This is a genomic window from Achromobacter sp. LC458, from assembly GCF_001005835.2.
GTDB lineage: Bacteria > Pseudomonadota > Gammaproteobacteria > Burkholderiales > Burkholderiaceae_B > Achromobacter > Achromobacter spanius_B.
Map to the genome: position 1 here is coordinate 38,454 of NZ_LBHW02000013.1, position 11,530 is coordinate 49,983.

The following is an 11,530-nucleotide window of genomic DNA, read 5'->3' on the forward strand; positions in this document are numbered from 1 at the left end:
ACCTAGGCGCGTCAATTCACATCCGCAAGAAAAAGCCCGGCATTCACATGCCGGGCTTTTTTTGTTGCGCACGTCAAAGCGCGCGTCGCCGTCAGGCCGGAGCGTCCTCGACTTCGCCCAGATACGCCGCCCTGACCTTGGGGTCGTGCAGCATCTGGCTGGCCGGCCCGGACAGGATGATCTCGCCCGATTCCATCACATAGCCGCGATGGCTGTTCTCCAGCGCCAGGCGCGCATTCTGCTCGATCAGCAGAATCGTGACGCCCTCGCTGGCGATGGTGCGCACCACCTCGAACACCTTTTCGACCATCAACGGGGCCAGGCCCATCGAGGGTTCGTCCAGCAGCAACAGCTTGGGCCGCGCGATCATGGCGCGGCCCATGGCCACCATCTGCTGCTCACCGCCCGACAAGGTGCCGGCCGCCTGCTTGCGGCGTTCGGCAAGACGCGGAAACAGCGTGAACACGCGGTCGGTGTCTTGCCTGACCTGCGCGGCGTCGCGGCGAATGTACGCGCCCATGGCCAGGTTTTCTTCAATGGTCAGCTGGCCGAAGATGCCCCGACCTTCGGGCACCATGACCAGCCCGCGACGCACCAGCTCGTGCGACTTCTGACCGCCGATGGACTGCCCGTCGTAGACGATTTCGCCGCCCGCCAGCGGCACCAGGCCGCAGATGGCGCGCAGCGTCGTGCTTTTACCCGCGCCGTTGGCGCCGATCAGGCACACGAGTTCGCCTGCGTCCACGCGCAGGTCGATGCCGCGCACCGCACGGATGCCGCCATACGCGACTTGCAGGCCGCGCAATTCCAATAAGGGTTGGGATGCCGTCATGATGCCGGGCTCTCCTTGTGAATCTGCGGGTCTTGCGCGGCGCCCGCGCCCAGATACGCTTCAATGACCTTGGGGTCGCGCTGCACCTGAGCGGGCTTGCCCATGGCCAGCACCTTGCCGTATTCCAGCACCAGCACTCGGTCGCACAGGCCCATCACCAGCTTCATGTCGTGCTCGATCAGCAGCACCGTGACGCCGTCGTTGCGGATCTTTTCGACCAGCTTGCGCAGCACCACCGTTTCCGACGCGTTCATGCCGGCCGCCGGTTCGTCCAACGCCAGCAGCTTCGGGTCCGTGGCCAGGGCGCGGGCGATTTCCAGACGGCGCTGGTCGCCATACGGCAGCGAACGCGCAACGTCGTTGGCGCGATGGCCGATGCCCACGTAGTCCAGCAGTTCCTGCGCCCGCGCCTCGATGGCCGCTTCTTCAGCGCGCGTGCGGCGTGTGCGCAGCACCGCGCCGAACACACCCGCCTTCGTGCGCAGGTGCCGGCCGATCATCACGTTTTCAATTGCCGACAAATTCGCGAACAGCCGGATGTTCTGAAACGTGCGCGCCAGGCCCGCGTGGGCGACTTCGTGCGGCTTCTTGCCCGACATCGACTGCCCGTTAAACGTGCAGCTGCCGTCTTCCGGGATGTACAGGCCGGTCAGCACATTGAACAGCGTGGTCTTGCCCGCGCCGTTCGGGCCGATCAGGCCATAGATTTCGCCCTGCTCGATATCGAAGCTGACGTCGGACAGCGCTTGCAGGCCGCCAAAGCGTTTGCCCAGCCCCTGGGCTTGCAGCAGTTTGCTCATGCCGGCCCCCCTTGCGTCTTGGTGGACAGCTCACGCTTGCGCACCGCCGACGGCCACAGGCCGGCCGGGCGGAACAGCATGACGCAGACCATCGCCAGGCCGAACAACAACATGCGGATGCCTTCAGGGTCCAGCACCACCGCGCCGAACACCATGTGCTGGAAGGGTTCCACCACGGCCCGCAGGAATTCCGGCAAGGCCGCCAGGATCAGCGCGCCCAGGATCACGCCCGGGATGTGGCCCATACCGCCCAGCACCACCATGCACAGAATTGAAATGGACTCCATCAGCGAGAAACTTTCGGGGCTGACAAAGCCCTGCATCGACGCGAACAACGCACCGGCCACGCCGCCAAAAGACGCTCCCATTGCAAACGCCAGCAGCTTGATGTTGCGCGTATTGATGCCCATGGCCTTGGCCGCGATTTCGTCTTCGCGGATGGCTTCCCAGGCGCGGCCGATACGCGAATTCTGCAAACGCACGCATACCACGATGATGATCAGCGTCAGCGCCAGCAGCAGGTAATAGTACTTTTCCGGCCCGGTGAAGCGGATGCCCATCAAGGTCTCGGTACGCCCGAACGTGAATTCACCGACCTTGAACGGATCGATACGGTTGATGCCCTGCGGCCCGTTGGTGATGTTGACCGGCGCATTCAAGTTGTTCAGAAAGATGCGGATGATCTCGCCAAACCCCAGCGTCACGATAGCCAGGTAATCGCCCCGCAGCTTCAAGGTGGGCGCCCCCAGCAGTACGCCGAACAGGCAGGCCACCGCCAGCGCAATCGGCAGAATCGCCCAGAACGGCAGGTGCAGCCCGAAATGCGGCGACGCCAGCAGCGCCCACGTGTAGGCACCCACCGCGTAGAACGCGATATAGCCCAGGTCCAGCAGCCCGGCAAAGCCCACCACGATGTTCAGGCCCAGCGACAACATCACGTACAGCAACGCAAAGTTCAGGATGCGCACCCAGCTTTGGCCGGCCATGCCGATCACAAAGGGCAGCACCGCCAGCACGATACCGATCAGCGCAATGCCGATCAGGTTGCGGGTCGACAGCCCGCTGTGTTTCAAGGAGGTATTCATGCCCGGTCTCCCACGCGTTCGCCCAAGAGGCCCGAGGGGCGGAAGATCAGCACCAGCACCAACACGAAGAACGCAAACACGTCCTGGTAATGGCTGCCCAGGAAGCCGCCCGTGATGTCGCCGATGTATCCCGCGCCCAGCGATTCGATCACGCCCAGCAACAGGCCGCCGACCATCGCGCCCACCATGCTGCCGATGCCGCCCAGCACCGCGGCGGTAAACGCCTTCAGGCCCAGCATGAAGCCCATGGTGTATTGCGACACGCCGTAATAGGTGGCCACCATCATGCCCGCCACGGCGGCCAACGCCGAGCCGATCAGGAACGCCGCCGAAATCACGGTATTGATGTTCACGCCCATCAGCCCCGCCACCTCGCGGTTCTGCGCGGTGGCGCGCATCGCCGTGCCCAGGCGCGTCTTGTGCACGATGGCCAGCAGGCCGCCCATGATCAGCGCCGCGATCACCACGATGGCGATCTGTAGCGTGCTCATGCGGGCGCCAGCAAACTCAAACACGCGCGGCGACAGCACCTGCGGGAAGTTCAAGTAATTGCGGCCCCAGGCCATCATGGCCACGTTCTGCAGAATGATGGACACGCCGATGGCGGTGATCAGCGCAGCCAGCCGGGGCGCGCGTCGCAGCGGCCGGTAGGCGACGCGTTCGGCCGTCCAGCCCACCGCCATGCACAGCGGCACGGACACCAGCAGGCCCACGCCCAGCACCACGAACGCCGACACGCCAGGGTCGCCGCCCACCAGTGAAATGGCGATCGTGGTGGCCGCCATGGCGCCGATCATGACGACGTCGCCATGCGCGAAGTTGATCAGCCCGATGATGCCGTACACCATGGTGTAGCCAAGGGCGACCAGGGCGTACACGCTGCCTAGCGTGACGCCGTTAATCAGTTGTTGAATGAAGATATCCATAGGGGCCGCGAAAATAAGCCTGGAAAAATCGCGCTGCAGCGGCCCGCGCCATGATGCATGGAACGCGGCGCTCGCGGCGACACGCCGAGCGGCGTGTGCGCAAAGCGTTGGCGGACGCCGGCAGCGCCGGCACGTCCGCCCTACGGGTTCAGCCGGCCTTAGTTGGCTTGGCTGACCATCGTTTCAACCATCTCCCACTTGCCGTTCTTGACTTCGTAGATGGTGACCGAGATTTCCTTCAGGTCGCCCTTGGCGTCGTAGGAAATGTGCTCGCTGGTGGCGCCCTTGCGGTCCAGCTTGGCCAGCACCGGCAGGTATTTCTCGGGCTTGGACGAACCGGCCTGTTCGATGGCCGTGATCATGTTCCAGGCGCCGTCATAGGCGTACGGCGCGTACACGCCCGGCGCCTTCTTGAAGCGCGCCTGATAGCGCTGTTCGAAGTCCTTGCCCGCGGTCATCTTGTCCAGCGGCACGCCGGCCAGCGAGGCGAAGGTGCCGTTGGCGGCGTCCCCGGCCAGCTTGATGAAGGTGTCGCTGCGGGTCATTTCGCCCGAGACGAGCGGCGCCTTCAGGCCCAGCGTGGCCAACTGGCGCTTCATCGGTCCGGACTGCGCGTCCAGGCCGCCGTAGAAAATGGCGTCGGGCGCCGCGCCCTTGATGTTGGTCAGGATGGCGGTGAAGTCGTTGGCCTTGTCGGTGGTGTATTCGCGGCGGACCACTTCGCCACCGGCGGCCTTGACGGCCTTTTCCACTTCATCGGCCAGGCCCTGGCCGTAAGCCGTGCGGTCGTCGATGATGGCGACCTTCTTGGCCTTCAGGTTCTGCACCATGAACTTGCCGACCGCGGCGCCCTGCTGGGTGTCGCTGGTCATCATGCGGAACGTGGTTTCGTAGCCTTGCTTGGTGTATTCCGGCGAGGTCGCCATGGCGATCTGCGGCAGACCGGCCTCATGGTAGACGCGCGACGCGGGAATGGTGGTGCCCGAATTGAAGTGGCCCAGAATGCCCACGACATCCTGGTCGACCAGCTGCTGCGCCACCTGCACGCCCACGCGCGGGTCGGCCTGGTCATCACGCGACACCAACACGAACTTGGCGGGCTGGCCATCGACCTTGATGCCCTTCTTGTTGGCTTCTTCCAAAGCCAGGTTCAGCCCGTTCTGCATGTCTTCGCCGTAGTGCGATTGCGGACCGGTCAGGGGGGCGGCAAAGCCAAGCTTGATGTCGGCGGCCTGCGCGGCGGCCGTCATGCCCACAGCGGCGATGCTGGCGGCGAGAAGCTTCAAAGTGGTGCGGAACTTCATGGGAAAACCCTCCGGGTATCGGGACAGTTGGCCTTGGTCTTAAGGCCTTGTTATACCTGAGCTTTTAGCCAGGCTTTTGGTTTTTTCTACTACCGCGAGCCGGGCTGTGGCCCAGTCCCGCGTATGCATTTTCTGCAAAGTCCGGATGTCGGGTTGCGACATCCGGACTTGAAGTGCGACCGGATTTTCGTTCCAGTGCAACCTGCCCGATATTGGAGATAACCCTCGGTCATCGAGGGTTACCCCTCGGTCACCCTTAGCCGATCGTCATGAGGCTGGCGTTGCCCCCGGCGGCGGCCGTGTTGACGCTGATGGAACGCTCGGTCAAGAGGCGCTCCGGCACGTAGCTGGCGCCGGCCGCCAAGGCGTCGGACGTCAGGCCATGCACCGACAGGATGGCGCCCGGGCGCTGCGCGATGCGCTGGTTCAGCGCTTGCAGCGCGTCGCCATCGCCTTCGAACAGAACCGCCTGGTAGTCGGCCTGATCGACCTCATCGTCAGCCAGGATGCCGGCTTGCCCTTGTTGCTCGGCGTCCAGCGTGGCCAGCAGCGCCTGGGCAGCGGGCGTGTCCGCAAACCAGGCGTGGTTGCCGGTCAGACGGGCAACCGACCACTGCGCCCGCGCACCGGCTTCGGTGGCGGCCACGCAATACACGGCGCCACGCGGTTCGACCATATAGGTGTTGGTTTCACCCGTGGGGCCTGGCAGCGCGATGCGCTGGGGCAGCGGCGCGGCGGCGTCCAGCGCCGGCGGCAGGCCGGCCGGGCGCGTGCCCAGCAAGCGGTACATATACAGCGGGCCGCCCGCCTTGGGGCCGGTGCCCGACAGGCATTCGCCGCCAAACGGCTGCACACCCACCACCGCGCCCACGATGTTGCGGTTGACGTAGACGTTGCCGGCATGCACCTGCCCCGTCACGTGCGCGATGGTTTCGTCGATGCGGGTGTGCACGCCAAACGTCAGGCCATAGCCGGTGCCGTTGATGGCATCCAGCAAGGCATCCAGTTCGTCACGCTTATAGCGCACCACGTGCAGCACCGGCCCGAACACTTCGCGCGTCAATTCGCTGATGTGGTCGATTTCGATGATGGTGGGCGGAACGAAGGTGCCGTGGCGGCATTCGCCGTTCAGTTCTACCTGGTCCACGCGATGGCCGGCGGTGCGCATCGTCTCGATGTGGCGCTGGATGCCGTTGCGGGCGTCGGTGTCGATCACCGGCCCGACGTCCACCGACAGGCGGTCAGGGTTGCCCACGGACAGCTCGCGCATCGCGCCGCGCAGCATCGTCAGCACGTGATCGGCGTTGTCTTCCTGCACGCACAGCACGCGCAGCGCAGAACAACGTTGGCCGGCCGAATCGAAGGCCGAGCTCAACACGTCGAACACCACTTGTTCGGACAGCGCGGACGAATCCACCACCATGGCGTTCTGGCCACCGGTTTCGGCGATCAGCGGAATGGTGTGGCCGTCGTCGTCCAGGCGGTCGGCCAGCGTGCGCGCAATGATGCGCGCCACGTCGGTCGACCCGGTGAACATCACGCCGCGCACGGCGGGGCTGGCAACCAGCTGCGCGCCCACGGTTTCGCCACGGCCCGGCAGCAACTGCACGGCGCCAGCCGGCACGCCGGCGGCGCGCAGGATGGCCACGGCTTGCGCCGCGATCAAGGGCGTTTGTTCGGCGGGCTTGGCCACGACGGTGTTGCCGGCGGCCAGCGCGGCAGCGACCTGGCCGGTAAAGATGGCCAGCGGGAAATTCCACGGGCTGATGCACAACACGGTGCCCAGCGGGCGGTGCGTGTCGTTGCTGAATTCGCGTTCGGCCTGGTCCGCGTAGTAGCGCAGGAAGTCCACCGCTTCGCGCACTTCGGCGATGGCGTTCGGCAGCGACTTGCCGGCCTCGCGCACGATCAGGCCCAGCAGCATCTGCATCTGCTCTTCCAGCAATTGCGCGGCGCGGCGCAGGCACTGCGCGCGTTCCGCCACGGGCGTGGATTGCCAGATGGGCGCGGTATTGGCGGCGGCGCGCAAGGCGGCGTCGGCCTCGTCCGCTTGCGCTTCGATCACGTGGCCAACGACATCGCGCAGGTTGGACGGGTTGCGCACTTCAACGGCGCGCGCCGCGTCCCAAGCCTGTTCGCCTTCGCCCAACATGGGGCCGGCGCGCCACGGCGTGCCCGCGCTGGCCAGCAACGCGGCCGACAACGAGCCCAGACGGTGTTCGTTGGTGAGGTCCAGGCCGGCCGAGTTGGCGCGCGCCCCTTGTTGCAGATTGCCGTAGAGCTCGCGCGGCAGCGGAATCTTTTCGTGCGGCGCACCCAGCGGCACAATGCGCGACGCCGCGTCCACCGGGTCGGCCACCAGCGTTTCCACCGGAATGCTGTCGTCGCCGATCAGGTTGACGAACGAGGTGTTGGCGCCGTTTTCCAGCAGGCGGCGCACCAGGTAAGCCAGCAGCGTTTCGTGCGTGCCGACCGGCGCATAGATGCGGCACGGCCGGTTCAGCTTGCCTTGCGCCAGCGGGCCGACCACTTCGTCGTACAGGGGTTCGCCCATGCCGTGCAGGCACTGGAATTCGTATTGGCCGGGGTAGTAGTTCTGGCCGGCCAGCTGGTAGATGGCGGCCAGCGTGTATGCGTTGTGCGTGGCGAACTGCGGGTACACCGCTTCGGGTGCGCCCAGCAGCTTGCGCGCGCAGGCCAGGTAGGCGACGTCGGTGTACAGCTTGCGGGTGTAGACGGGGTAGCCTTCCAGGCCGTCGACCTGGGCGCGCTTGATTTCGCTGTCCCAGTAGGCGCCCTTGACCAGGCGCACCATGATGCGATGGCGGCTGCGGCGGGCCAGGTCGATCACGTAGTCGATCACGAACGGCGCGCGCTTTTGATAAGCCTGGATGACGAAACCGATGCCGTTCCAGCCTTCGAGTTCGGGCGCAAAGCAAAGCGCTTCCAGCAGATCCAGCGAGATTTCCAGGCGGTCGGCTTCTTCGGCGTCGATGTTCAGGCCGATGTCGTAGCTGCGGGCCAGCGCCGTCAGTGCCTTCACGCGCGGCAGCAGTTCAGCAATGACGCGTTCGCGCTGGCTGCGCGAATAGCGCGGGTGCAGTGCGGACAGCTTGATCGAGATGCCAGGGCCTTCATAGATGCCACGGCCGGCCGCGGCCTTGCCGATGGCGTGGATGGCCTGCTCATACGACGCGTAATAGCGCTCGGCGTCTTCGGCCGTGGTGGCCGCTTCGCCCAGCATGTCGTAGGAATAGCGGAAGCCGCGGGCTTCCATCTTGCGGTTGTTGGCCAGGGCTTCAGAGATGGTCTGGCCCGAGACGAACTGTTCGCCCATCATGCGCATGGCCATGTTCACGCCCTTGCGCACCAGGGGTTCCCCGCCCTTGCCGATCAAGCGGGTCAGCGCCTTGGACAGCGATTGTTCGCTGCTGACGGCCACCAGCTTGCCGGTGATCATCAAGCCCCAGGTGGCGGCGTTGACGAACAGCGATTGCGAGCCGCCCATGTGCGACTTCCAGTCGCCACGGGCGACCTTGTCGCGGATCAACGCGTCGCGCGTGGCGCGGTCGGGAATGCGCAGCAGCGCTTCGGCCAGGCACATCAGCGCCACGCCTTCCTGGCTGGACAGCGAAAATTCCTGGATCAGCCCTTCAACGCCACCACCACTGCGCTTGCCGCGCAGCTTCTTGACCAGGTCGGAGGCCATCGCGTGCACTTTTTCAAGATTGGGCACGCGGGCCTGGCCCAGCAACAGCGGCACGCATTCGGGCTCGGGGCGGCGATACGCAGCGGTAATCGCGGCGCGCAGCACGGACTGCGGCTGCACGTCCTGCCCAAACTCGTAGAACGGCGGCGTGGGCGCGGCGGGCGCATCGCCCGTGTCGTCTTCCGTGCCGGCGTCCACGCCCAGGTGCGACATTTCGGCGGGCAGATGGCCGCGCTCGATCTTGTCCAGATAAGAAAGGATTGCCTGCTTGTGCAGCCAGTGGGGCGTGCAGTTGAGCTTGTTCGCGGCCGCCTTCAGGCGGTCGCGCAGTGCGTCGTCAACTTTGACGCCGAGGGTCGTGCTGGCCATAAGAGATTGCTTCCTGTCGCATGGCAAAGGTGATACTGGACTCGAACGAAACCCAGTATGGGTAGGACCGTATGCTAAACAGGTTGCAACCCGGCTTGTATTAAGGTTAACCCTAGGTTAACCGGTTGACTTGGCGCAGGTTTACCGGGAAGCGCCCATATCAGTCCTGGTCTTTCGGCGAGTCCTTCAGGGGCGAACATCCCAGCATCTGCACGGACGCCGAGCCCGCTGGGGTTTGACCGCGTATGGCGGACGCCATGGCGCCGGCTAGCGCCACGACGGCGCGCTGTTGGGCCGCGATCAGCGCCGGGATGCCCGTCTCGGACACCTTTTCGGTTACGACGCTGCGGCACAGCAAGCCCGTACCCTTGGCATTGACCGGCCGGACGCGCCACGTGGCATCCAGCTGCGCCATGCTGCCCGAGACCAGCTCGAAGCGTTGGACGTCGGTTTGCACCCGCCACACGGGCGCGCCCGGGCCAGGCTTGACCATCTGCACGTCCAGCGCGCCCAATTCGCCCTTCAGGGCATCGGACAAGGCGCCGCGCAGCTCGTCGCCCAGCGGCGAACTCCAACGCTCGGAATACAGTGCCGATACGCTGCCGTCGCCCGTGCGCACCATCAACTGAGGCTGGTCGGCTTGTGTGGACAGGCTGACCGGTTGTACCTCGATCAAAAAGTCCGCGGAACCGGCGGGCGCGGCGGTGGACGGCGCGGTGGGCCCTTGCAGCGTGTAGTAATGCACGGGCGGCGACGAGCCGCAACCGGCCAGGGCGGCGCTCAGCACCAGCAAGGACAGGACAGGACGCAGGGAAGATAAAGTCATGATTCTTTAGTTCCTGACAGGGCCGGAGCCGGGAATCGGGTCTTTGCCACGGCCGCGCAGCAAGGCTTCGGGGTTCGATTGCAGGAAATCGGCCAATGCCCGCAACGAGCGCGCGGCGCGGCTCAGTTCCTGCATGGCCTTTTCGGTATTGACCGGCAGCGACGCGTCGGAAGCCAGCATCGAGTTGATGTTCGCCATGGATTCGCGGGCCTGCTTGAGCATGCCCTGCGCCTCCGGGGCCACCTGCTTGTCCAGCCGGTTCATCAGCTTGGACGTGCTGGCCAGGGTGGTGCGCAGATCCTCGCCAATCTTGTCGAACGGAATTTTCTCGATCTTGGCGACGATGTTGCTGACCTGCTGCTGCAACTGATCCAGGTTGCCCGGGATAGTAGGAATCACGGCGGGGTCGGACGGGGTGAATTCCACCGGCTTGGCATTCGGGAAGTTATCCAGCACCACGTACAGCTGGCCCGTCAGCAGGTTCGACGTGCGCAACTGCGCGCGCAGCCCGTACTTGATCATCACGCCCAGCAGGCGGTTGCCGGCCTCGTCGCCGTCCTTGAGCGCGCGTTCGCGCACTTCTTCGTACACGCGGCCCAGGCGTTCCGGGTACAGCGTGGCGTCCACGATGGAATAGAAGCGCTTGGTGGCGGGGTCGAAGTCCAGATTGATCTGCGTAACGTTGCCCAGCGTGATGCCGTTGAAGTCGATGGGCGCACCGACGGTCAGGCCGCGAATCGACTGATCGAAGCGCATGCGGATCGGGAAGGCTTCGCCGTCGGGGTTGGCCTTGGCGGCGGCCTCGGTGGGATAAAGATCGAAGTGCGCGTCGGCCGGCGCGGCGGCGCTGCCATCGCGCACGCTTTGCACCGATTCGAATGCCACGCCGCCCACCGCCATCGACACCAGCGACTGCGTGCGTACCTTCAGGCCATCGGCGTTGACGCTGAAGTCCACGCCACTGGCGTTCCAGAAGCGCGTGCCGTTGGTGACGAACTTGTCGTTCGGCGCGTCGACAAACACTTCGACATTGACCGCCGTGCCGGTCTTGTCGAGCTCGTAGCCGATGACGCGGCCCACATTGATGCGACGGAAATAGACCGGCGAACCGATGTCCAGCGAACCCAGGTCAGAGGCGCGCAGCATGAACCGCTTGCCGGCCCGGTCATGCGTGACGGCAGGCGGGATTTCCAGCCCTTCAAAGCTGAACTTGGTGGCCTTTTCCTCGCCGTTCTTGCCTTCCACCGCGTCCACGCCAATGTAGGCGCCCGACAACAAGGTGCCCAGGCCCGATACGCCGCTGACGTCCAGACGCGGCCGCACCACCCAGAAGTTGGTGCCTTCACGCGCCAGGTCCGACACTTCCTTGGCCAGCTCGGCCTTCACCACCACTTTGCTGCGGTCGGAATTAAAGCCGATGGACTTCACCGTGCCGATGTTCACGTCTTTGTAGCGCAGCTGCGTCTTGCCCACTTCCAGCCCTTCGGCCGTATTGAACGAGATCGAGATATCCGGGCCGGCCTGCATCCAGGTGCGTATGACAAGCGACATGCCCATCAGCGCAGCCACGATGGGCACCAGCCATATCCATGAAATCCGGCGTTTCTGCTTGCGCGAGATAGTCGGCGATTTGATCTTCTCTTCACCGCCGCCGGGTGCTTGGTCGGACATCTACTTTC

Annotated in this window: 8 protein-coding genes; all 8 read right to left on the minus strand. The window is 65.0% G+C overall.

The annotated features are described in order from the left end of the window. Positions 1–91: 91 nt before the first annotated feature. Complete coding sequence (locus YH64_RS13145) at positions 92–832, minus strand: ABC transporter ATP-binding protein (RefSeq protein ID WP_046804690.1); 741 nt, start codon at positions 830–832, stop codon at positions 92–94. Then, positions 829–1,632, minus strand: a complete 804-nt coding sequence (locus YH64_RS13150; RefSeq protein WP_046804691.1) for an ABC transporter ATP-binding protein — start codon at positions 1,630–1,632, stop codon at positions 829–831. The genes YH64_RS13145 and YH64_RS13150 overlap by 4 nt, the downstream gene beginning before the upstream one ends. After that, positions 1,629–2,717 carry an ABC transporter ATP-binding protein gene (locus YH64_RS13155; protein ID WP_046804692.1) on the minus strand — a complete coding sequence of 363 codons (1,089 nt, stop codon included), beginning with the start codon at positions 2,715–2,717 and terminating at the stop codon, positions 1,629–1,631. The genes YH64_RS13150 and YH64_RS13155 overlap by 4 nt, the downstream gene beginning before the upstream one ends. Beyond that, positions 2,714–3,643: a branched-chain amino acid ABC transporter permease gene (locus YH64_RS13160; RefSeq protein WP_006220267.1), complete on the minus strand. Its 930-nt coding sequence runs from the start codon at positions 3,641–3,643 to the stop codon at positions 2,714–2,716. Before YH64_RS13160 ends, YH64_RS13155 begins: the two co-directional genes overlap by 4 nt. 158 nt (positions 3,644–3,801) lie before the next feature. Next, a complete protein-coding gene (locus YH64_RS13165; RefSeq protein WP_046804693.1) occupies positions 3,802–4,947 on the minus strand; it encodes a branched-chain amino acid ABC transporter substrate-binding protein in 1,146 nt (381 codons plus the stop codon). Between the two features lie 256 nt (positions 4,948–5,203). Further along, positions 5,204–9,025, minus strand: coding sequence for a trifunctional transcriptional regulator/proline dehydrogenase/L-glutamate gamma-semialdehyde dehydrogenase (gene putA / locus YH64_RS13170; RefSeq protein WP_046804694.1), 3,822 nt, complete (start codon positions 9,023–9,025; stop codon positions 5,204–5,206). A 160-nt stretch (positions 9,026–9,185) separates the two neighbouring features. After that, the gene (locus tag YH64_RS13175) at positions 9,186–9,851 is read right to left on the minus strand and encodes a membrane integrity-associated transporter subunit PqiC (protein WP_046804695.1); all 666 of its coding nucleotides are present in this window, start codon (positions 9,849–9,851) and stop codon (positions 9,186–9,188) included. A gap of 6 nt (positions 9,852–9,857) precedes the next feature. Continuing rightward, positions 9,858–11,522: an intermembrane transport protein PqiB gene (locus YH64_RS13180; RefSeq protein ID WP_143215369.1), complete on the minus strand. Its 1,665-nt coding sequence runs from the start codon at positions 11,520–11,522 to the stop codon at positions 9,858–9,860. Positions 11,523–11,530 lie beyond the last annotated feature (8 nt).

Coding starts and splice junctions, on each gene's coding strand:
- YH64_RS13145 (WP_046804690.1), bottom strand. CDS start 832: ATGACGGCATCCCAACCCTTATTGGAATTGCGCGGCCTGCAAGTCGCG.
- YH64_RS13150 (WP_046804691.1), bottom strand. CDS start 1,632: ATGAGCAAACTGCTGCAAGCCCAGGGGCTGGGCAAACGCTTTGGCGGC.
- YH64_RS13155 (WP_046804692.1), bottom strand. CDS start 2,717: ATGAATACCTCCTTGAAACACAGCGGGCTGTCGACCCGCAACCTGATC.
- YH64_RS13160 (WP_006220267.1), bottom strand. CDS start 3,643: ATGGATATCTTCATTCAACAACTGATTAACGGCGTCACGCTAGGCAGC.
- YH64_RS13165 (WP_046804693.1), bottom strand. CDS start 4,947: ATGAAGTTCCGCACCACTTTGAAGCTTCTCGCCGCCAGCATCGCCGCT.
- putA (WP_046804694.1), bottom strand. CDS start 9,025: ATGGCCAGCACGACCCTCGGCGTCAAAGTTGACGACGCACTGCGCGAC.
- YH64_RS13175 (WP_046804695.1), bottom strand. CDS start 9,851: ATGACTTTATCTTCCCTGCGTCCTGTCCTGTCCTTGCTGGTGCTGAGC.
- YH64_RS13180 (WP_143215369.1), bottom strand. CDS start 11,522: ATGTCCGACCAAGCACCCGGCGGCGGTGAAGAGAAGATCAAATCGCCG.